This window comes from Desulforhopalus sp. IMCC35007 (assembly GCF_005116575.1).
In the GTDB taxonomy this organism is placed as follows: Bacteria; Desulfobacterota; Desulfobulbia; order Desulfobulbales; family Desulfocapsaceae; genus Desulforhopalus_A.
In genome coordinates, this window is sequence record NZ_SWCN01000078.1 from 1 (window position 1) to 822 (window position 822).

The 822-nt window shown below is 36.3% G+C and carries 1 protein-coding gene; it reads right to left on the reverse strand.

The genetic code is table 11. From position 1 onward, the window contains the following. Positions 1 to 231: 231 nt before the first annotated feature. On the reverse strand, positions 232 to 597 hold the full coding sequence (locus tag FCL48_RS24675) for a hypothetical protein (RefSeq protein WP_136876755.1): 366 nt from the start codon (positions 595 to 597) through the stop codon (positions 232 to 234). Between the last annotated feature and the right edge of the window lie 225 nt (positions 598 to 822).

Below are 822 nucleotides of genomic sequence, written 5' to 3' on the forward strand. Positions count from 1 at the left end.
CATATTGTCGGATCTCAAGTTATCTGCAAACTATGGCGGCCATGGGAGTTAATCCCCTCGTTGCTATTCAGATCGCTCTTACAAAACAAGATTTAGCACCGAATAATGATAGGGGTGAGTAGTTACGAATATTCAACATTTATAAGAGATATCTTTACTTGGCGAACTAACATTGTGGCGCACCGGCCCGGCCACCTGTTTGCGGAATCCGAGTTTAATGACTTGTTGCATTTATCCAGATAGATACTCAAGTAATTCAGCATTTGCGGCATTTTTCATCAACCTAGCACGATGAGGACCAACCTTATAAATGTTTTCAATTAACTGATCTTCGGTTTTCAAATGTAGTTCTTCAATTGTGTGTATCCCCGCACCTTTCAATTTTCCCTTTTGCCAATCGGTAAGTAGACCTAAGACATCAATAGGTTTGCTTAACATTGACTTGAGTGACTCTTCAAACTGTCTATCATCACTTTCCTCAAATTTGATATTTAAAATGTCAGAATAAGAAACATGATTTTTTCCAAATTCTGGATATTTTTTAATAGAAAGCGAATCGTAAAACGTTTTAGACTCAGAATTAGGGCTAGATTCCAAGGAAAGCATGCAGCCATATTTTACTTCGTATCGAGTTCCAAGTTCAGATCGAGTTGCCCTGATTGATGAATCTATCTGTGTTATAATCCCAGTGTAAGTTAATAACTCAACTTTCGGGATTGAATAAATAGGTGAAAATTATCAGTAAATGCATGATATTATGATATAAAACATTGAAGAGCCCTAACCTTTGAATTATAATGGAATCACCACAATTCATAATAA